This is a genomic window from Streptomyces sp. NPDC058650 (genome assembly GCF_042717315.1).
Lineage (GTDB): Bacteria > Actinomycetota > Actinomycetes > Streptomycetales > Streptomycetaceae > Streptomyces.
This window is the reverse complement of the sequence record NZ_JBHXRL010000005.1, coordinates 141,012-160,282: the sequence shown is the minus strand read 5'-3', so window position 1 is coordinate 160,282 and position 19,271 is coordinate 141,012. Positions and strand designations below refer to the sequence as shown.

General features: G+C 72.3%; 18 protein-coding genes and 1 pseudogene. 11 read left to right on the top strand and 8 right to left on the bottom strand.

Features of this window, described 5'->3' with window-relative positions:
• Positions 1-36 precede the first annotated feature (36 nt).
• The 3 genes from ACFWWU_RS10970 to mca all read right to left on the bottom strand — a co-directional run bounded on the left by ACFWWU_RS10970 (position 37) and on the right by mca (position 1,634).
• Positions 37-432, bottom strand: coding sequence for a hypothetical protein (locus tag ACFWWU_RS10970; RefSeq protein WP_384142222.1), 396 nt, complete (start codon positions 430-432; stop codon positions 37-39).
• A gap of 82 nt (positions 433-514) precedes the next feature.
• Complete coding sequence (locus ACFWWU_RS10965; RefSeq protein ID WP_384142219.1) at positions 515-751, bottom strand: hypothetical protein; 237 nt, start codon at positions 749-751, stop codon at positions 515-517.
• 1 nt (position 752) lies between these two features.
• Positions 753-1,634, bottom strand: a complete 882-nt coding sequence (gene mca / locus ACFWWU_RS10960; protein ID WP_384142216.1) for a mycothiol conjugate amidase Mca — start codon at positions 1,632-1,634, stop codon at positions 753-755.
• Positions 1,635-1,732: 98 nt separating this feature from the next.
• Here mca and ACFWWU_RS10955 point away from each other — a divergent pair, with 98 nt between their 5' ends.
• The 4 genes from ACFWWU_RS10955 to ACFWWU_RS10940 all read left to right on the top strand — a co-directional run bounded on the left by ACFWWU_RS10955 (position 1,733) and on the right by ACFWWU_RS10940 (position 7,778).
• Positions 1,733-2,134 carry a DUF4307 domain-containing protein gene (locus tag ACFWWU_RS10955; protein WP_384142213.1) on the top strand — a complete coding sequence of 134 codons (402 nt, stop codon included), beginning with the start codon at positions 1,733-1,735 and terminating at the stop codon, positions 2,132-2,134.
• A gap of 189 nt (positions 2,135-2,323) precedes the next feature.
• Positions 2,324-2,821, top strand: a complete 498-nt coding sequence (greA, locus tag ACFWWU_RS10950; RefSeq protein WP_384142210.1) for a transcription elongation factor GreA — start codon at positions 2,324-2,326, stop codon at positions 2,819-2,821.
• 190 nt (positions 2,822-3,011) lie between these two features.
• Positions 3,012-5,450: a PQQ-binding-like beta-propeller repeat protein gene (locus tag ACFWWU_RS10945; protein WP_384142207.1), complete on the top strand. Its 2,439-nt coding sequence runs from the start codon at positions 3,012-3,014 to the stop codon at positions 5,448-5,450.
• A gap of 21 nt (positions 5,451-5,471) precedes the next feature.
• Entirely contained in the window at positions 5,472-7,778 is a 2,307-nt protein-coding gene (locus ACFWWU_RS10940) for a protein kinase (RefSeq protein ID WP_384142204.1), read from the top strand.
• 9 nt (positions 7,779-7,787) lie between these two features.
• On the opposite strand, the gene ACFWWU_RS10935 is transcribed toward ACFWWU_RS10940, so the two are convergent.
• The 3 genes from ACFWWU_RS10935 to ilvA all read right to left on the bottom strand — a co-directional run bounded on the left by ACFWWU_RS10935 (position 7,788) and on the right by ilvA (position 11,057).
• Positions 7,788-8,594 (bottom strand): ABC transporter permease, encoded by an 807-nt coding sequence (locus ACFWWU_RS10935; RefSeq protein ID WP_384142201.1) that lies wholly within the window; start codon positions 8,592-8,594, stop codon positions 7,788-7,790.
• Complete coding sequence (locus tag ACFWWU_RS10930) at positions 8,591-9,667, bottom strand: ATP-binding cassette domain-containing protein (protein WP_384142198.1); 1,077 nt, start codon at positions 9,665-9,667, stop codon at positions 8,591-8,593. The genes ACFWWU_RS10935 and ACFWWU_RS10930 overlap by 4 nt, the downstream gene beginning before the upstream one ends.
• A gap of 160 nt (positions 9,668-9,827) precedes the next feature.
• Complete coding sequence (gene ilvA, locus ACFWWU_RS10925) at positions 9,828-11,057, bottom strand: threonine ammonia-lyase (RefSeq protein ID WP_384142195.1); 1,230 nt, start codon at positions 11,055-11,057, stop codon at positions 9,828-9,830.
• 149 nt (positions 11,058-11,206) lie between these two features.
• Here ilvA and ACFWWU_RS10920 point away from each other — a divergent pair, with 149 nt between their 5' ends.
• The 4 genes from ACFWWU_RS10920 to ACFWWU_RS10905 are packed head-to-tail and all read left to right on the top strand — an operon-like array spanning position 11,207 to position 12,743.
• Complete coding sequence (locus tag ACFWWU_RS10920; RefSeq protein ID WP_384142192.1) at positions 11,207-11,743, top strand: MarR family winged helix-turn-helix transcriptional regulator; 537 nt, start codon at positions 11,207-11,209, stop codon at positions 11,741-11,743.
• Positions 11,744-11,774: 31 nt separating this feature from the next.
• The gene (locus ACFWWU_RS10915) at positions 11,775-12,257 is read left to right on the top strand and encodes a sigma factor-like helix-turn-helix DNA-binding protein (protein WP_384142189.1); all 483 of its coding nucleotides are present in this window, start codon (positions 11,775-11,777) and stop codon (positions 12,255-12,257) included.
• Positions 12,254-12,505 carry a hypothetical protein gene (locus tag ACFWWU_RS10910; protein WP_384142186.1) on the top strand — a complete coding sequence of 84 codons (252 nt, stop codon included), beginning with the start codon at positions 12,254-12,256 and terminating at the stop codon, positions 12,503-12,505. The genes ACFWWU_RS10915 and ACFWWU_RS10910 overlap by 4 nt, the downstream gene beginning before the upstream one ends.
• A 46-nt stretch (positions 12,506-12,551) precedes the next feature.
• Positions 12,552-12,743, top strand: coding sequence for a DUF1059 domain-containing protein (locus tag ACFWWU_RS10905; RefSeq protein ID WP_384142183.1), 192 nt, complete (start codon positions 12,552-12,554; stop codon positions 12,741-12,743).
• Between the two features lie 59 nt (positions 12,744-12,802).
• On the opposite strand, the gene ACFWWU_RS10900 is transcribed toward ACFWWU_RS10905, so the two are convergent.
• Complete coding sequence (locus tag ACFWWU_RS10900; protein ID WP_384142180.1) at positions 12,803-13,957, bottom strand: cystathionine gamma-synthase; 1,155 nt, start codon at positions 13,955-13,957, stop codon at positions 12,803-12,805.
• A gap of 72 nt (positions 13,958-14,029) precedes the next feature.
• Between ACFWWU_RS10900 and ACFWWU_RS10895 the strand changes: the two genes are divergently transcribed.
• The 3 genes and pseudogenes from ACFWWU_RS10895 to erm (ACFWWU_RS10885) form a co-directional block, all read left to right on the top strand.
• Positions 14,030-15,139 carry a hypothetical protein gene (locus tag ACFWWU_RS10895; RefSeq protein ID WP_384142177.1) on the top strand — a complete coding sequence of 370 codons (1,110 nt, stop codon included), beginning with the start codon at positions 14,030-14,032 and terminating at the stop codon, positions 15,137-15,139.
• Positions 15,140-15,318: 179 nt separating this feature from the next.
• On the top strand, positions 15,319-15,987 hold the full coding sequence (gene msrA, locus ACFWWU_RS10890; RefSeq protein WP_384142174.1) for a peptide-methionine (S)-S-oxide reductase MsrA: 669 nt from the start codon (positions 15,319-15,321) through the stop codon (positions 15,985-15,987).
• Positions 15,988-16,307: 320 nt separating this feature from the next.
• A pseudogene (gene erm, locus ACFWWU_RS10885) lies at positions 16,308-17,066 on the top strand (23S ribosomal RNA methyltransferase Erm); the annotation flags it as partial.
• A gap of 355 nt (positions 17,067-17,421) precedes the next feature.
• On the opposite strand, the gene erm (ACFWWU_RS10880) reads toward erm (ACFWWU_RS10885), so the two are convergent.
• Positions 17,422-18,462, bottom strand: a complete 1,041-nt coding sequence (gene erm, locus ACFWWU_RS10880) for a 23S ribosomal RNA methyltransferase Erm (RefSeq protein WP_384142171.1) — start codon at positions 18,460-18,462, stop codon at positions 17,422-17,424.
• Positions 18,463-19,271: the final 809 nt, after the last annotated feature.

The window sequence follows — 19,271 nt, the reverse complement described above, 5'->3', positions numbered from 1 at the left end:
CCGCCCGGACGCGGCAGGCGGCGACGGCGAGTGCGGTCACGGCGGCGCCGGCCGGCGGGAACACAGCGCGGCGATCGCGCGACCCCTCGTGCGCGGTGCGCGCGGACCGCTCCCTGGGTCAGGTGGCCGCGCAGACGCCCGTACGGACGCGTCAAGGCGTGTGAGCCCGCGCGGCTCCGGGCGGTACAGGTCGAGCGCGTGGTGGAGCGTGCCGGTCCAGGCGAAGGTCCGGGCCTCGGCGGCACGCGCCGATTCGCGCGCGAGCCGGGCGAGGTCGACCGTACGGGCGGACCGGAGGGCGGACCGGTCGAGTGCCGCCGCCGCGACCGCTGGCACCCCGGTGACGAGCCACAGGCCGCCCCCGCCCAGGAGGGCGGACCGGCCGAGCAGCGCCACGGCGACCGGCCCGCTCTTGATCAGGTCGGTAGGCACCCGCGCACCTGCTGTCGGGGGGCAGGCGTACGGACGCCCCCTATCCCGTACCACCAGGGGTACGGGACAGGGGGCGTCGTCGCTACTTGCCGGGGGCGCCCGCCTTGGTGGCCGGGGTGCCCGCGGCGGCCTCCGGGTCCGGGGCCTCCTCGAAGGAGACCTTGCCCATGTGGCGGTTCATCGACTTCATCAGCAGCCAGACCGCGACGGCCATGACCGCGAAGACGACGAAGCCGAGGACGCCGGGGGTCACCTTGTTCTTGTCCAGCTCTTCGGCGGCGAAGGGGACAAGCTGGGTCAGTGCCAGGTGTGCGCTCATGTCAGGCATTGTCGCGGATGCCCGCGAAGAGATCTTCCTCGGGGAGGGAGGTCGGGACCAGCGCCTTGCTGAGCTCGTACTCCTCCGTCGGCCAGACCTCCTTCTGGATCTCCATCGGGACCCGGAACCAGCCGCCGTCGGGGTCGATCTGGGTGCGGTGGGCGATCAGGGCCTTGTCGCGGGTCTCGAAGAAGTCGGCGCAGGGCACGAAGGTGGTCAGCGTCCGCTCCTTGCGCTCGAACTCGCTCCAGCGCTCCAGCCACTCCCCGTAGGGGGACTCCAGGCCGCGGGCGAGGAGCGCCTCGTGCAAGGCGGTGGTGCGGGGACGGTTGAAGCCCTGGTTGTAGTAAAGCTTCAGGGGCTGCCAGACCGGGCCGAACTCGGCCTCCGGGTACTTCTCGGCGTCGGTCGCGCCGTCGAAGGCCACCATCGTGATCTTGTGGGTCATGATGTGGTCGGGGTGCGGGTAGCCGCCGTTCTCGTCGTAGGTCGTGATGACCTGCGGGCGGAACGAGCGGATCTTGCGGACCAGCTCCCCGGCCGCCGTGTCGACGTCCGCCAGGGCGAAGCAGCCCTCGGGGAGCGGCGGCAGCGGGTCGCCCTCGGGCAGGCCCGAGTCGACGAAGCCCAGCCATTCCTGGGAGACGCCGAGGATCTCGCGGGCCTCGTCCATCTCCTTGCGGCGCACCTCGTGGATGTTCGCCTCGATGTAGGCGTCACCCTGAAGCTGGGGGTTCAGGACCGAGCCGCGCTCGCCGCCCGTGCACGTCACCACGATGACGTCCACCCCCTCGGACACGTACTTGGCCATCGTGGCCGCACCCTTGCTCGACTCGTCGTCGGGGTGGGCGTGAACGGCCATCAGTCGCAGCTGGTCAGTCAAGACTCGATCCTCAGTGATTCGACGCGGAGGGAGGCTTCTATAGTGACGGAATCGGGGGAGCGAAAATTCCGCCACCCCCGGCTTCGAGAGGATCCACCATGAGCGCGGTGCGAGAGCAGCTGCCCGAAGGGCGCTACGGGCGCTCCGCGGACGAGCGGGCCGACCGCAAGCTCAAGGTGGCCGGCGCCGTGCTCGGCGTCCTCTTCCTCGGCATGATGGGCTGGTTCGGCTGGCACTACGTCGTCGACAGCAAGATCAGCGCCGAGATGATCAAGTTCGACGTGGTGAGCCCCACCGAGGTGCAGGTGCACCTGGAGGTCCGCAAGGACGAGGGCGTCAAGGGCGTCTGCACGCTGCGGTCACGGGCCGAGGACGGCACCGAGGTGGCCCGCAAGGACGTGCGGATCGACGACCCCGCCGGCCGGGTCGACAACGTCTTCACGCTCCGTACGACGGCGCTCGCGACGAGTGCCGAGCTCGTGGGGTGTACGGCCCGGTAGCGGTGGGTAGGGACCGGGTGACGAGTCCCGGCGGGTCACGGGCGTGACCTGGGGAGACGCCATCCTGATGGCGGATGTCCTCCCGCTTTTCGCCACTCATTGTTAGGCTCGTGGTTTCGCCCGCTCGGGAAGCGCCTGCTGCCCGTGTAGGGCGATGCTTTGTATTCCCAGTACCTACGAGGAGCACCTGTGACCCAGACCAGCGACAACGTCACCTGGCTCACCCAGGAGGCGTACAACAAGCTCAAGGGAGAGCTTGAGTACCTGTCTGGTCCCGCGCGTACCGAGATCACCGTGAAGATCGCAGCGGCGCGCGAAGAAGGCGACCTGCGCGAGAACGGCGGGTACCACGCGGCCAAGGAGGAGCAGGGCAAGCAGGAGCTCCGGATCCGCCAGCTCACCCAGCTGCTCGAGCACGCCAAGGTCGGCGAGGCCCCGGCGGACGACGGCGTCGTCGAGCCCGGCATGGTCGTCACGATCGCCTTCGACGGCGACGAGGACGACACGATGACCTTCCTGCTCGCCTCCCGCGAGTACGCGAGCGACGACATCGAGACCTACTCGCCGCAGTCGCCGCTCGGCGTCGGCGTCAACGGCAAGAAGGCCGGTGAAGACGCCGAGTACGAGCTGCCGAACGGCAAGAAGGCCACGGTGAAGATCCTCAGCGCCACGCCGTACGGCCGCTGAGCCGCCGCCTTCCACGGCTTCGTGTGACGGGCCGGACCCCTCGGGGGTCCGGCCTTTTCCCTTGCATGCACATGCAATGATGCGGGACTGACGTTGCGTCATCAGCGATGCGTCATCGGGGTTGCGTCATCGGGGTTGCGTCATCGGGTTGCGTCATCGGGTTGCGTCATCGGGTTGCGTCATCGGGGGGATGGGCACAGTGCTGGGACCGCTGCGTGAGGGCACGCCACGGCAGATCGGACCGTACGAGGTGCTGGCCCGGCTCGGCGCCGGCGGCATGGGCGAGGTCTTCCTGGGGCGGGACGGGCGGGACGCCTCGGAGGGCGGCTCGGCCGACGGGGTCTTCGTCGCCGTGAAGACGGTGCGGCGGGACGTCGCCGGCGATCCGGCCTTCCGCGACCGGTTCCGGCGCGAGATCCGGGTCGCCGCGCTCGTCGCCAGTTCCTACGCCGCCGCGCCCGTCGGCGGCGACGCCGACGCCGAGGTGCCGTGGCTGGCCACCGCGTACGTCCCCGGGCCCAGCCTCTCCCAGGCCGTGCGCCGCGGCGGCGCGCTGCCCGTCGCCACCGTGCGCGCCGTCGGTGCCGGGGTCGCCCGCGCCCTCGCCGACCTGCACGGGGCCGGGGTCCTGCACCGGGACCTCAAGCCCGGCAACGTCATGCTCTCCGTCGACGGACCCCGCCTCATCGACTTCGGCATCGCCCGCAGCGCCGCCGCGACCACCATGACCGCGACGGGGGTGATGGTCGGTACTCCCGCCTTCATGTCCCCCGAGCACGTGGCCGGGGCCCGGCGGGTGACGGCCGCCTCCGACGTCTTCTGCCTGGGCTCGCTCCTCTGCTACGCGGCGACCGGCGAGGACCCCTTCGGCGACGGGCCGCTCGCCGCCGTCCTGTACCGGGTCTCGCAGGCGGAAGCCGACCTGAGCCGGGTGCCGGAGGAACTGCGTGACGCCGTCGCCGCCTGTCTGGCCCTCGATCCGGCGGACCGGCCCACCCCGGGCGAGCTCGCGGAGCTGCTCGGCGGGGGCGCGGGGAGTCGCTTCCCGTGGCCGGAGGGCGTACGGGACCACATCGGCGAGTACGGGACGGAGCTGGCCCAGCTCGTCGCCTCCGGCGGTCCGCTCCTGGAGGTCGCGCCCTCGCCCACGCCCGACCCCCGGGGGCCCGTGGTGACGCCCGGGGTGCCGGGGGTGCACTCCGCGCCGACCCAGGGGCCGGTCGCACGGCCCGACACGCCTCCGCCCCGGCGGCGGGGGCGGGTGCTCGCCGCCGTCCTGGCGCTCGCGGTCGTGGCCGGGGGCGTCGGCACGTACCTGCTGTGGCCGGAGGGCGAGACGAAGAAGCCCCGCTCCCCGGAGAAGGCCGCCGCCCCGCCCGCCGGGCCGCGCGTCCCGGGCGTCGACGACCGGGGCCTCGCCGACGCCTCGGGCGTCGTCCCGCAGAACGCGGCCCAGCGGCCGGCCGGCTGGACGCCGTGGAAGGCGAAGCTGAGCGCGCCGGCGTTCGGCTGCTCGGCCGGCGAGAAGGTGCTGGTCTGCCGGACGACGGACGGGCGGTACGAGGCGCTGGATCCGGCGAGCGGGAAGAAGCTGTGGGACGTGCCACAGGCCGCGGACACGCCCGGCGAGACCTACATCAGCCCCACCGGGTACCCCTTCGTGGGCGGGGGCGCCACACGTCCCACGGTCCACGACGGGAGCGTGGTCCTCGTCGCCGGAGGCTCGCTCCAGGTCCGTGACGCGCGCACGGGGGCGGTGCGCTGGGAGAAGCCGGCCCTGGGTCCGCAGAACTTCTGGGACACCCGGCCCGTCGTCGGCGACGGGATCGTCTTCGCGGCGACGGAGCTCGCCGAGGACAGCACCGGAACGCCGGTCGCTCTGACGGCGTTCTCCCTGGCCGACGGACGGCGGCTCTGGTCGCACGGCCTCAGCAACGGGAACATCTCCAGCGCCGACCGCAAGGCGTACGAGTCGGTGGCCTACGCCAAGGGCATCGTCTACGCGCTCAGTCAGGGCGGGCTCGTGGCGTACGACGGCAGAAAGGGCACTCAGTTCGGACAGGTGGACCCGGATGCCAAGGCGTGCCGGGAGCTCAAGGTGCTCGGCGCGTCGGCGTACTGCGCGGGCGCCGGGTCCGGCAACGACCGCGACACCTCACTTCACCTGCTCGACGCCCGCACCCTCGCCTCGAAGGCGTCGCTGCCCAGCGCGCTCGGCTCGGCGGCTCCCACGGCGGTCGGTGCGCACACTGTCGTGGCCTTCGACGGGGGCCTGCGGATCCTCGACCCGCGCACCGGGAAGACGCTCGCCTCCTTCCCGGCCAAGGCCGTGCCCGCCGGGCTCAGCCAGAGCTGGTCGTCGCCGCTGCTCGCCGGCGACCGAGTCGTGTACGCCGACTACTCCTCCCTCTACACCGTGCGGATCGGCGCCGACGGCAAGCCGGGCGGGCTCAAGGTGACACCGGTGCCCGGGGCGCCGGGACCGCGCGCCGAGGAGGAGTTCTACGACCCGAACTGGGGCGAAATGATCTTCAAGAAGATCCGGCAGCCGGAGGTCCTGCCCGTGGGCGGAATCGCGTACGTCGTCTTCGACAAGGGTGTCGTCTCCTCTGTCGAGCTCCCCAAGTGACGCTCTGAAAGGACCTGTTCGGTGCTGGAAGCTCTGCCCCCGGGACAGCTCCCGCGACTCACGGGGCCCTACCGGCTACTCGCCCGGATCGGTGCGGGCGGCATGGGCGAGGTGCATCTCGCCTGCCGGGCCGACGAGCCGACCGCCGATCCGTACCGGATGGTCGCCGTGAAGACCGTGCGGGAGGACCTGGAGGTCGACGGGGACTTCCGGACCCGGTTCCGGCGGGAGATCGCGGCGGCGCGGACCGTGGACGGGCCGGGCGTGGCGCGGCTCGTGGACGCCGACGCCGACGCGCCCTCGCCGTGGCTGGCGACGGAGTACGTGCCGGGGCCGTCGCTCGCCGAGGCCGTCGTACGGTCGGGGGCGCTTCCCGTCACGGCCGTACGGGCTCTGGGGGCCGCGCTCGCCACGGCCCTGGCGGACGTGCACCGGGTGAAGGTCCTGCACCGGGACCTCAAGCCCGCGAACGTCCTGCTCGGCGCGGCCGGGCCGAAGCTGATCGACTTCGGCATCGCCCAGGCCTTCGAGGCGACGGCGCTGACCTCGACCGGTCTGGTGGTCGGCTCACCCGGGTTCATGTCGCCGGAGCACCTGGTGGGGAGCCGGGCGGTGGTGCCCGCGTCGGACGTGTTCTGCCTCGGTGCGGTGCTCGCGTTCGCGGCGAGCGGCCAAGGGCCTTTCCATGATGACGAGATGGCCGCGGTGATCTATCGGATCACTCGCGCCGACGCCGAACTGTCCGGGGTTCCGGAGGAGTTGCGGACGGTCGTGGAGCGCTGTCTGCGGCTCGATCCCGCCGAGCGGCCGTCGGCGGAGGAGCTGGTGGTCCTGCTCGGCGGCGGGGGCGCGCCCGAGGCCTTTCCTTGGCCCGGTGGGGTGTTGTCGCTGCTCGCCTCCTACGGGGAGGCGGCGCGGAACGTCGGGGAGGCGGCCGCCTCGGGTGCGGGCGTCGCCGACCTGCCGACGCTCGGACCGGTCGTTCCCTACTCCCCCACCGCCGTGCCGAACCGGCCCGCGGCACCGGCTGCCGCTCCCGTGAAGCCGCGCCGTCGGGCGTGGGGCGCGGTCGTGGCGGGGGCGGTCGCGGTGGCGGTGCTCGCGACGGTGGGCGTGGTGCTGCTGAACCGGACCGGCGAGCAGGAGGGCGCGACGACCGGCGGGAGCGCAGGGGCGCCGAGCACGAGCGCGGCCCCCGACGCCTCGGGGAACCCGGCTCCGGTGACGCTGAGCCAGGTCGTCCTGCCGTACGGCGGCGCGGGCCACACCAACGACTTCGGCACGGCCGGCACGGACCGCGCGTACCGCCCGGCCGAGTGGTCTCCGTGGACCGCCGAGGTGGAGGCGGGCGTCGGCACCTGCGCGCTCTCCCCGAAGGTCCTGGTCTGCCCCGGGTCCGGCGGTGCGGTCACCGGGCTGAGCGCGGCGGACGGCAAGCAGCTGTGGAAGGTGCCGGGGCGGGGCGAGGGGCTGCGCAGCGGCGCCCAGTACCCGGCGGTCGTCGGCGACACCGCGTACGTCACGGGGCCGGACGGGGTCGTCGCGTACGGGGTCCTCGACGGCAAGGAGCGGAGCCGTGTCCCGGGGCCCGGGACCGACTGGGCCGTGAAGGGCACCGACCTGCTGGACGGGGTCCTCTACTCCACGTACGTCAACATGCGCGACGAGCGGACCGGCCTGGTCACCGCCGTGCGCCTCGCCGACGGCCAGGAGCTGTGGCGGACCCCGCTCGACGCCCTGCCGGAACAGCCGGTCGCGGCGGCCGGGCGGGTCTTCGTCCCGCTCGGGATCGTGCCGGTGGCCCTGGACGCCCGTACGGGCAAGGAGACGGCACGCGGGGAGGAGGGCTGCCAGGAGTTCACCGTGCACGAGAACAGCGGCAGCGTGCTCTGCACGGGCACGGGCACGGGCACCGGCTCCGTAGCGGTGCTCGACGCGGCGACGCTGAAACTGCGGCGGACCCTCGGCACCGGCGTGTCGGCCAGGCCCACGGTGCGCACCGACGGTCTGGTGGCCGTGGACGAGGGCGGGAGTGTCGTCCTCTACGACCTGGCCGACGGACGGGAGCGGTGGCGGGCGGGACCCCCGGCGTTCCGGGAGGCGACGGGCGACATCTACTTCGCGGGCGATCGGGTCCTGACCGTGGGGAAGGCCGAGGTCCGGTCCTACGCCGTGTCCGGTCCCGCGAACGAGCAGGACTTCGGGGAGTTCGAGGCGGAGCTCCCCGACGGCTTCACGCCGCAGGCGACCGGAGACGCGCTGGCCGCCGGAGGGGCGGTGTTCCTCGCCCTCCCCGACGGCCTCGTCGTCTCCGGGTATCTGCCCTGAGCGGGGCGGTCAGCCGTCCGCGCGGCGGTACTTGCGGACCGAGAGCGTACGGAAGATCGCGACGATCAGGATCGAGTAGATCAGCGACGCCCACACCGGGTGCTGCATCGGCCAGGCGTCGGACGGGGAGACGCCCGGGTCGCCGAAGAGCTTGCGGCAGGCCTGCACGGTGGCGCTGAACGGGTTCCACTCGGCGATGGGCTGGAGCCAGGACGGCATCTGGCTGGAATCCACGAACGCGTTCGAGATGAACGTGACCGGGAAGAGCCAGATCAGGCCGCCGGACGTCGCCGCCTCCGGGGTGCGGACCGAGAGGCCGATGAGGGCGCCGATCCAGGTGAAGGCGTAGCCCAGGAGGAGGAGGAGGGCGAAGCCCGCCATGATCTTCCCGAAGTTGGTCGGTGCCGCGTAGCCGGGGCGCCAGCCGATGATCAGCGCGACGATCGCGAGGACGAACAGCGTCAGCGCGGTCTGGACGAGGTCGGCGAGGGTGCGGCCGGTGAGGACCGCGCCACGCGCCATGGGCAGGGAGCGGAAGCGGTCGATGAGGCCCTTGTGCATGTCGTCCGCGATGCCCGCGCCCGCGCCGGCCGTGGCGAAGGTGACGGTCTGCGCGAAGATGCCCGCCATCAGGAAGTTCTTGTAGACGTCCGGGTCGGTGCTGCCGCCGATGCTCATGGAGCCGCCGAAGACGTACGTGAAGAGGATCACGAACATCACCGGCTGGATCAGCCCGAACAGGATCATCTCGGGGATCCGGGTCATGCGGATGAGGTTGCGCCGGGCGATGACCAGGGAGTCGTTCACGGTGCTCACTTGGCCGTCTCCTTCGTCAGGTCACGGCCTCGGCCGTCCTTACCGCGGCCGTGCTGACCGCGGGCGCCCTGGCCTCGGGCGTCCTCCGGGGGCGGCCCGCCGTTCTCCTCCTCCGTCAGGGCGGCCGCGTGGCCGGTCAGGGAGATGAAGACGTCGTCGAGGGTGGGGCGGCGCAGGCCGATGTCGTCGATCTCGACGCCGACGGCGTCCAGGTCGCGAATGACCTCGGCGAGCAGCTTGGCGCCGCCGGAGACGGGCACGGTGAGCTTGCGGGTGTGGTCCTCGACGGAGACCTCGCCCTGCCCCCTGCCCGCGATGCCGTAGCGGGCGAGGACGTCGCGGGCGCCCGCGATCATCGCCGGTTCGTGGACGACGACCTCGACGCGCTCGCCGCCCGTCTGGGCCTTGAGCTGGTCGGAGGTGCCGCGCGCGATGACCTTGCCCTGGTCGACGACGCAGATGTCGTGGGCGAGGTGGTCGGCCTCCTCCAGGTACTGGGTGGTGAGGAGCAGCGTCGTACCCCCCGCGACGAGTTCCTTGATGACCTCCCACAGCGCCTGCCGGTTCCGCGGGTCGAGACCGGTCGTCGGTTCGTCCATGAACATGACCGGTGGGGAGACGACGAGGGCCGCCGCCAGGTCGAGGCGCCGGCGCATGCCGCCGGAGTACGTCTTGGCGGTGCGGTCGGCGGCGTCCGCGAGCCTGAACCGTTCCAGGAGCTCGTCGGCCCGCACCTTCGCCGCCTTCGCCTTCAGCTGGTAGAGCTGGCCGACCATCTGGAGGTTCTCGCGGCCGGTCAGGTACTCGTCGACCGCGGCGAACTGGCCGGAGAGGCCGATCGAGCGGCGGACCTGTTCGGGATGCTTGAGGACGTCGATTCCGGCGACGACGGCCCTGCCGCTGTCGGGCTGGAGGAGCGTCGTCAGCACGCGCACGGTGGTGGTCTTCCCCGCGCCGTTCGGGCCGAGCAGGCCCAGGACCGTGCCCTCGGGTACGTCGAGGTCGACGCCGTCCAGAGCTCGTACGTCACCGAAGGTCTTCACCAGACCCTCGGCGTAGATCGCGCCTGGCATGTGGTTCTCCCAGGGAGATTCGGGCGTTTCCTACCGATCCTAGGTTTGCCGGGCGGGCCGCGCCCAGTGAATTCGTGATCCGCGCCACATGATCCTGGAGTCGAGTGCGCGCCCCTGAGTGCGCCCCCGAGTGCTCGCGCACGAGTCGGACGCGCGCGGGTCAGCCGAGGACCGTGTAGCCCGCGTCCCGCAGCGCGTCCTCGACCTCCCGGCAGTGCTCCGGGCCCTTCGTCTCCAGGTGCAGCTCGACCTCCGCCTCCGTCAGACCCAGGCGCGGATCCGTCCGCACATGGCTCACGTCGAGGACGTTCGCGTCGACCACCGTGAGGACCGCGAGCAGCGTCGCGAGCGCGCCCGGCCGGTCCGTCACCCGCAGCCGCAGGCTCAGATAGCGGCCCCCTGCGGCCATGCCGTGCCGCAGGATCCGCTGGAGGAGCAGCGGGTCGACGTTCCCGCCCGACAGGATCGCGACCACGGGCCCCTGGAAGGCCCTCGGGTCGGCGAGGAGGGCCGCCACCGGGCTCGCGCCGGCCGGTTCGACGAGGAGTTTGGCCCGCTCCAGGCAGAGCAGCAGCGCCGACGACAGGTCGTCCTCCGAGACGGTGCGGACCTCGTCCACGTACTCCTGGATCAGGGCGAACGGCACGTCGCCCGGCCGCCCCACCTTGATCCCGTCCGCCATCGTCACCGGCGACTCGATCACCACCGGATGCCCGGCGGCCAGCGAGGGCGGGTACGCGGCCGCGCCCTCCGCCTGCACCCCGATCACCTTCACGTCCGGGCGCAGCGACTTCACCGCGAGCCCCACACCGGCCGCGAGACCGCCGCCGCCGATGCCCACGACGATCGTCCGGACCTCCGGGCACTGCTCCAGGATCTCCAGGCCGACCGTGCCCTGCCCCGCGATGATGTCCGGGTGGTCGAAGGGGTGGATGAGGACCGCGCCCGTCTCCCGGGCGTACTCCTCCGCCGCCGCCAGCGTCTCGTCGACGACGTGGCCGTGCATCCGGACCTCGGCGCCGTACTCCCGGGTGGCCGCGATCTTCGGCAGCGGGGCGCCGACCGGCATGAAGACCGTCGCGTGCACGCCGAGCAGCTTCGAGGCGAGCGCGACGCCCTGCGCGTGGTTGCCCGCCGAGGCGGCGACGACCCCGGCGGCCCGCGCCTCGGGCCGCAGCCCGGAGATCCGTACGTACGCCCCGCGCAGCTTGAAGGAACCGGTCCGCTGGAGGTTCTCGCACTTGAGCTGGACCGGCGCCCCCACCAGCGACGACAGATGGCGGCTGCCCTCCATCGCGGTCACCCGGGCCACCCCGGACAGCATCTTCTGCGCCCCGCGCACGTCGTCCAGCATGAGGTGGTGCAAGGGGTCTCGCGTACGGAAGCTCATGACAGCAAGTCTCGCAGCTCACCGCCCTCGTGGCCGCTCGGCGAGCGGGTGCCGAATCCGGTTTGCGCAGCCCCGGTACGGACCCCCTCGGGTCCGCGTACTCTGTCCCCCACCGACCGACCACCCCCGCACGAGAGAGACCCACAGCCATGCCCACATCTCAGGACATGACGACTGAGCTCGACCCCGGTCTCCTCGACGCCCTCCAGCACCAGGTGGCCGTCTTCGCCCGCCGGGCCGAGCAGACCCGCCTCGGCGGCACGGGACAGCTCCGCAACTCGATGGACCGGGCCGCCTACCTCCTCCTCAACCGGCTGGACCAGGAAGGGCCGATGGGCGTCAAGGCGCTCGCGGCGGGCATGGGGATCGACTCGTCCACGGTCACCCGACAGGTCGCCCCGCTCGTCGACACCGGCCTCGTCAAGCGGACCTCGCACCCGGAGGACGGGCGCGCGGTCGTGCTCCAGCTGTCGCCACGCGGCCTCGCCCGCCTGGAGGAGGTCCGCTCCTCGCGCCGCCAGCTGATGGTGGAGGTCACGGACGGCTGGACCCAGACCGAGCGCGAGTCCTTCTGCACGCTGCTCACGCGCTTCAACACCGCCCTGTCCGCACGGCAGTCGGCGCACACGGGCCACCCGGGCACCGCGTCCGGGGGTTCGTCGACGGAGTCCGCGCCGGCCTCTTGACCCGGGCCTCTCGCTGCCCTCCTATGAGGGGGTGCGCGAGCAACGGATCGGACCTGTCAGCGAACAGGCCCACCGCACCCGGGAGTTCGAGGCGTTCGTGGCCGGGGCAGCGGGGCGGCTGCTGCATGCCGCGACCCTGCTCACCGCCGAGTCCCGTACGGCCAACCCCCACGCCAGGGCGCTGCTGAGCGCCGCCCTCGCCCATACGTACGCGGTGTGGGCGCGGTTGCGTGACGAGGACCCGTACGACCTCACGCGCCGCGATCTCGCCGCCCGCTTCGCCCGCACCGCGTGGCGGCACCACGGCGGACGGGGTCCGCTGGCCGCGCTCGGCCCGCAGGAACGTCTCGTCGTCGTGCTGCGGCTCTACGAAGGGGTGGCCGAGGAGCAGGTCGCGGCCCTCCTCGGGCTCTCCGAGGCACGCGTCCGCGCCGTCTGCGCCCGCTCGGTCGCCGCGCTCCGGGCCGCGGCGCGCGGCGCGGCCGCCTCCCAGGGGCGGGAGATCGCCGCGTGACCCGGCACGAGGACAAGGAGGCGGCGGTCCGGCGGATGCTGGACACCCCGCACCCGCCGGTGCCCGCGGATCTCGCCGTACAGGCCGTGGAGCGCGGGTCGCGGCGGGCACGCCGGGACCGGGTGGCGCGCCGGGTGCTGTGGGGCCTGTTCGCCGTCGCCGTGTTCGCGTTCGTGGTGTGGGCCTCGGTGGAACAGCCGTGGGAGGCCCCGCCCGCGCGGACGACGCCACCGCTCGAAGGGTGGTGACGCGGGGCCCGGCCTAGCCTGGAGGAGGGGCCGTCTGGAGGTCGTCATGGCCAGGAAAGCAACGGACTGCCGGGACGCCCCGAGCGTCTCCGGCTGCTCGCTCTACATCTCGGGCGAGGAGGAGGAGGTGCTGCGGGCTGCCGTCGAGCACGCCGTCTCCGTGCACGAGCACACGGACACCCCCGAGCTCCGCGAGGAGATAAAGAGCCACCTGAAGGACCCGGCGCCCGGGACCTGAGCGACGGAAGGGCCCGCGCCCCCCCGTGGGGAGCCCGGGCCCTTCCGCACCGGCAACGGCTAGCCGAGGGCCTGGCGGAGGTCCGCCAGCAGGTCCTCGACGTTCTCGATGCCCACCGAGAGGCGGACGAGGTCGGCCGGGACCTCCAGGGCGGAGCCCGCGACGCTCGCGTGCGTCATCCGGCCCGGGTGCTCGATGAGGGACTCGACGCCGCCCAGCGACTCACCGAGGGTGAAGAGCTGCGCGCGGTTGCAGACCTCCACCGCCGCGTCCTCGCCGCCCTGTACGCGGAAGGAGATCATTCCGCCGAACGAGCGCATCTGCTTGGCCGCGACCTCGTGACCCGGGTGCTCCGGCAGGCCCGGGTAGAGGACCTGGACGACCTTCGGGTGCTGGGTGAGCATCTCGACGATCTTCGTCGCGTTCTCGCTGTGGCGGTCCATGCGCACAGCGAGGGTCTTGATGCCGCGCAGCACGATCCACGAGTCGAACGGTCCGGCGACCGCGCCCATCGCGTTCTGGTGGTACGCGAGCTCCTCGCCGAGCGCCTCGTCGGCCGTCACGAGCGCGCCGCCGACGACGTCCGAGTGCCCGCCCATGTACTTGGTGAGCGAGTGCACGACGACGTCCGCGCCGAGCGCCAGCGGCTGCTGGAGGTAGGGCGAGGCGAAGGTGTTGTCGACGACGAGCTTCACGCCGGCCTGGCGGGCGACGCCCGCGACGGCCTCGATGTCGGTGATGCCGAGGAGCGGGTTCGACGGGGTCTCGACCCAGATCAGCTTCGTCCGGTCGTTGACGGCGTCCCGCACCGAGTCGATGTCGGAGGTGTTCGCCACCGAGAAGTCCACGCCCCAGCGCTCCACGACCTTGGCGAAGAGCCGGAAGGTGCCGCCGTAGGCGTCGTTCGGGATGACCACGTGGTCGCCGGGCGCGAGGAGCGTGCGCAGGAGGCAGTCCTCGGCGGCGAGCCCGGAGGCGAAGGCGAGACCGCGCCGGCCGCCCTCCAGGGCCGCCAGGTTCTCCTCCAGGGCGGTACGGGTCGGGTTCGCGCTGCGGCTGTACTCGTATCCGCCGCGCAGCCCGCCCACGCCGTCCTGCTTGTAGGTGGACACCTGGTAGATGGGCGGGACGACCGCGCCGGTCAGCGGGTCGGCGGTGTTGCCCGCGTGGATCGCGCGGGTCTCGAAGCTCTGGTGAGAGTGCTGGTCGCTCATGAGTCAGGAGCGTAGTGCCGCGCGCTCCCCGCCGCTTCGATCGTCTCATCGAGCGTCCTGGACAATGGACGCATGGAGATTCTCTTGTTCCTGATCGCGATGGGGCTGCTGTTCGCCGTCCTCGGCCGCTATGTGCTGGGCCGCCGGGGCGGCGGCGGGATCCGGCAGGTCGCGCCGGACGCACCGGACGCGGCGGACCCGGAGGCGTACGGCTTCGTTCGGCAGGAGGAGCAGGACGTACGGCTGCCGGGGGCCGACGACGATCTTCTCCACGTCCTCGACGTCGTCCAGGCCACCCAGGACTGGCGAGCCGCCTCGCGGCTGCTCGCCGAGACCGACAAGGACGGCGAGGTGCGCTGGCAGCGCGTCCAGGCCTTCGCGGGCGCGGCCTCCCTCGAACTCCAGGAGCGGCCCGGTGTGGGCGGGGCGTGGCTGCGGGCCTGGCGGGCGGACGCGCCGAAGGACGCGGGCGGCGCGGCCGTGCACGGCGAGTTCCTGGTGCAGCAGGCGTGGCGCTCCTCGGCGGCCGGGACGGACGACTTCCGGATCATTCTGGAGGAGGCGCTGAAGGTCACCGAGGAGGCGGCGCTGCTCGCGCCCGGCGACCCCGTCCCGTACATCACCCAGCTGGCCGTGGCGCGCGGCCTCGGCTACGGCCACGAGCAGTTCGACCAGGTGTGGGCGAAGGTCATCGACCGCGCTCCGCAGCACATGGGGGCGCATCTGGCGGCCCTGCACTACTGGTGCGAGAAGTGGCACGGTTCGCGCGAGGAGGCCGACCACTTCGCGACGACGGCCGCGGCGCGCGCCCCGCGGGGCTCGCTGCTCGCGGCGCTGCCGCTGTTCGCGGTGTACGAGCACGTGCCCGACGTGGTGCTCGTGCAGGACTTCTTCCGTACGGCCGTGGTGAGCAAGGCGACGGAGGGCGCGCTGTACGCGGTCCACTCGGCCCGGCCCGAGGACCCGATGCTCGCGCACGTCCGGCACCTGCTCGTCTGGTTCCTGGTGCGCGGCGAGCGCTGGTCGGAGGCCATGCACCAGCTGGTGCACGTCGACGGGCACGTGGGCGCGGTGCCGTGGACGCTGAGCGGGGACCCGGCGGCGGAGTACACGGTCTTCCGGAACCTGGCGGTGGCGGGGTACGAGGCGAACGGCGGCAGCCCGGTGACGCTGCCGCGCTGAGGCGGGGCGCGGTCGGGTCGGGTCGGGTCGGTCGAGTCGGGTCGGGTCGGGTCGGGTCGGGTCGGGTCGGGTCGGGTCGGGTCGGGTCGGGTCGGTCGAGACTGCGGAGGGCCGGGAGGGGAATCCCTTCCGGCCCTCCCTTGTTGTGAGGACTGCCGACCGTCGAGGAGAGATGCAGCATGTTCCTGTCCCGCACCCCCGTCCTCCCCACCCCCGAGCAGGCCCTGCGCGGCCGCCCGGAGCCGGAGTTCTCCGTCCCGGATCGCCACACGGTCCTCGGCAACCCGCTCCTCGGCCCCTACCCCGAGGGGCTGGAGGTCGCCGACTTCGCCCTGGGCTGTTTCTGGGGCGCCGAGCGCAAGTTCTGGCAGGCCGAGGGCGTCTGGACGACCCTCGTCGGCTACCAGGGCGGCCTCACGCCGAACCCGGTGTACGAGGAGGTGTGCTCCGGTCTGACCGGCCACACCGAGGTCGTCCGGGTCGTCTTCGACCCGTCGAAGGTCTCGTACGCGTCCCTCCTGAAGCTCTTCTGGGAGTCCCACGACCCGACGCAGGGCTTCCGCCAGGGCAACGACGTGGGCACCCAGTACCGCTCCGCGGTCTACACCCACAGCCCGGCCCAGGCCGAGCAGGCCGAGGCCTCCCGCGCGGCGTACCAGAAGGTCCTCGCGGGCTCCGGCTACGGCGAGATCACCACGCACGTCCTGCCGGCGGACGAGGAGCGCCCGTTCTATCCGGCGGAGGCGTACCACCAGCAGTATCTGGACAAGAACCCCGCGGGCTACTGCGGCATCGGCGGCACCGGTGTCTCCTGCCCGATCGGCGTCGCCGAGGCGCCGGGCGCGTGAGCTCGGCCGATGCCTTCCTCGACGCCCCCGCCGATACCGGCGGGGGCGTCGGGGCGTCGGGACCCGGGGAAACGTCAACGGGGTCGGATTCCGGCGGTGTTACGCTGGCGCCATGCAGTTCTGCCACGCTCAGGCCCGTTACATGAGGCTGCGCCGCTCCTAGCGGCGGGCCCCTCTTCACGCGTCTCACTCTCCGCGCGTCCTCGCACTCCTGCGTCGGCACTCGCGCTCTCGCGTTCGTTCAGGCCCTCCGCTTCCGGGTCCCGCCGGTGCGGCTCTTCGTGCTGCCCCGGCTCCGAACGGTTTCGCGGAGCAGACTCATGCCATATTCCCCGCAGGGCGGCCGACACGAGCTCGGCCAGAACTTCCTCGTCGACCGGTCCGTGATCGACGAGATCGACGGCCTGGTGGCCAGGACCAAGGGTCCGATACTGGAGATCGGTCCGGGTGACGGTGCCCTGACCCTCCCGCTGAGCAGGCACGGCAGGCCGATCACCGCCGTCGAGCTCGACGGCCGGCGAGCGCAGCGCCTCGGGGTCCGTACCCCCGGTCACGTGGACGTGGTGCACCACGACTTCCTGCACTACCCGCTGCCGCGCAACCCGCACGTGGTCGTCGGCAACGTCCCCTTCCACCTGACGACGGCGATCATGCGGCGGCTGCTCGACGCCCAGCACTGGCACACGGCCGTCCTCCTCGTCCAGTGGGAGGTCGCCCGCCGCAGGGCCGGCGTCGGCGGGGCGACCCTGCTGACGGCCAGCTGGGCGCCCTGGTACGAGTTCGACCTGCACTCCCGGGTCCCCGCACGGGCCTTCCGCCCGATGCCGGGGGTGGACGGAGGGATCCTGTCGATCCGACGGCGGTCGGCGCCCCTCGTGGGCCAGGTGAAGACGTACCAGGACTTCGTACGCCAGGTGTTCACCGGCAAGGGGAACGGGCTGAAGGAGATCCTGCGGCGTACCGGACGGATCTCGCAGCGGGATCTGGCGGCGTGGCTGCTGAGGAACGAGATCTCGCCGCACGCCCTGCCGAAGGATCTCAAGCCGGGTCAGTGGGCGTCGCTGTGGGAGCTGTCCGGGGGTACGGCCGACGGTGCCGTCGGCGGCACGGCCGGCGGCGCGACCGGAGCGTTCGGCGCGGCCAGGGCAGGGGCCGGTCACCCGGGCGGCCGGGCATCCGCGAGCCGTCGGGGCGTGCCGCAGGCGCGGCGCGGCCGGGGGCGGGTCGTACGGAGCTCCACCGGGACCGAGCAGGGGCGGGGCAGGGGCCGACCGGAAGGGTCCTGACCTGTGCCTGATCCGTGTTCGATGCCGGTCTCAGTGGTCGCTTCCCCTTTCCTCGTTCCTCGACGCTCCCCTCCCGCTCGTGAACAGCGGGAGGGGTGTGGCGAGGCTGCGCGGTTGCGGCGTTGCGGGCCGCGGGGCTGCGGGGCGGTTATCTGCCCGTGCGGCGTCCGTACGACGAGCCTCGCGCGCCCTGGCGTCCCTTCGTCTGGCGGACCTGTGCGCGGGGAGCGCAGGGGTCACCGCCGCGCGTGGGGCCGTACCTGCGACCCTCGGGCGTCGCGGGGGGCGTCCGGTCGGACCTGGCGGACGAGGAACGGGTCCTGTTCGCCTCCGGCTCGTACTCCCTGCCGCCGCCGCCCTGGGCGGGCATGCGCGCGCCGGTCGCCCCCGGCGCGTACCCCGGCTGGGAAGCCTCGAAAAGGGCGATCCATTGGGCGAGGGTCAGGTCCTTCGGCAGTCCGCCGTCCGGAATTCCGTGGCGGTCGGCGAGGGAGCGGTAGGTCCGTTTGGGGATGTGGCGCCGAAGGATCTCGGCGAGGCCGCGTCCGGGGCCGGTGAAGACGGCTTCGGCGAACTGCTGGAAGGCGCGGCTCGCGCTCTCCGGCAACAGGGGCTGGGGGCGCCGTCGGATCGTCAGGATGCCCCCGTCGACGCTGGGCATCGGACGGAACGACGTGGCGCGGACGCGGTCGTGGAGCGTGAACTCGTACCACGGGGCCCAGGAGGTCGTGAGCAACGATCCGCCGCTGCGACCGGCGCGTTTACGGGCGACCTCCCACTGCACTATCAGGGCCGCCGACTGCCAGTTCGTCGATTCCAGAAGACGCCGGAGGATCTGGGTCGTGATACCGAAGGGGACGTTTCCGACGACGGTGTCGATCTCGTGCGGAAAACGGAAGTCGAGGAAATCACCTTGGAATACGGTGACCCTTTCCCCGTCGAACTTCCTCCGTACGTGCGCGGCCCAGTGCGGGTCCATCTCCACGGCCGTCACGGTGTCGAAGGAGTGCAGCAACTCCTCGGTGATCGCGCCTTTTCCGGGGCCGATTTCGAGAACGTGTCGCCCGTCCCCCTCGACCTGCCGGACGAGATTGCGCACAGCTCTGTTGTCCTGGAGAAAGTTCTGCCCTAATTCGCGGCGGAGGACGTCGCGATCCGCTCGTCTCGGTATGGAGTCGCGCACTGCCATGAACGATCCCCTCCCTGCCTGCCGTGGTCAATGGACTTGGCACGGACCATACCTCACGGTCCGTCGCCCGGCAGGAGAGCGAGTTGACGTAGTGACGGCCCTCCGCACGGGAGTTGGGAGCGGGCCGGGAGGGCGCGGTGAGCGGCCGGCGGAAGGGGTCGAGAGGGTCACGGCGGTGGCGCTACCCCCCAAGTGAGGTGCGGCGGAGTGGTATTGGAGGGCCCTGGCGGCCTGCCGCGCGGGGGCCGTCCAACGCACCTCCGGCGGGGTCGGGTTGAGCCCGCCGCTCGTCGGCCGCTCCCGCCTCCGGGGCCGAACTATGTCATGTCGGGGGCGAAATCAAGCCATTCCCCCGGGAACGGCCGTTACCCCTCCCTTTACCTGGCGTGGATTTCCCGACCATTGGTATAGAGCGGGAGTCGACGCGACACCATGGGACCCGCGTATGCGGCGGGCACCACCTCCGGACACCCCGACAAGGGGGGTCCATCGCTCCGCCGGACACCCGTGGCCTGGGGTCGACGCCAGGTATAGGGGGAACCTAGGGGGCGCATAGGGGGGGTGCCCTGAGGTTGGGTGAAAGCGCGGCTTCCGGAAACGGAGCCGGATGTCTTCAGCCGGAATTACCAGGACCGGCGCGAGAACACCGGTGACAGGGCGTGGGGCGGCAGCGTGGGACATGGGGGAAGTGTGGGTCCGACGGGGGTTGCCCCCCGCCGGCCCTGATCGTGCGGAGCACTCCTTCTCTCCTGCTTCCCACCGGTGATGTGCGCGCCGAATTGATTCGTGGAGAGATGTCGACAGTGTCC